Source organism: Chryseobacterium sp. OSA05B, assembly GCF_019970065.1.
In the GTDB taxonomy this organism is placed as follows: Bacteria; Bacteroidota; Bacteroidia; order Flavobacteriales; family Weeksellaceae; genus Chryseobacterium.
Window position 1 is genome coordinate 1 of the sequence record NZ_JAHXYH010000147.1, and the last position, 437, is coordinate 437.

1 protein-coding gene is annotated in these 437 nt (G+C 49.7%); it reads left to right on the forward strand.

Annotation, left to right across the window (positions count from 1 at the left end; translation table 11 throughout):
- The coding region (locus LC419_RS24000; RefSeq protein WP_223609707.1) for a hypothetical protein at nt 1-437 on the forward strand (437 nt) is incomplete at both ends.

A 437-nucleotide genomic window follows, 5' to 3' on the forward strand; every position in this document is an offset into this window, starting at 1 on the left:
CTGCAGATGTTTCTGTACCGGCTGATGTACCTTCTTCAAAATCGGTACCTCAAGACGATACGGCGGCCTCATCTGCCATTGAACCTCATATCAAAGAGCAGGATAGCCCCCGCTTGGCAGGCAACAATAAGTCTTCCGATCTAGGTCAATATAAGGAGGAGACAGTACCAGTACATCAGGAGCCATCGGTACGCATAGCTCCGGTTGAAAAAATGAATAGTGGCATCCACAGGGACCTAGCCGCTGCTGACTCAAAAATGTTAGACAGTGTGGAGGTATTTGGTTATACCCCCCAAGCAAAAAAGAGTATCACCGGAAGTTCAGTTGTGATCCGAGGCCAACAGGTCAGTCAACGCAATGCGCTCGCTGGCAGGATAGCTGGTGTCAATGTGACCCCACAGACCTTTGGTAGTCCTTTACAGGTCACTGTACGTGAC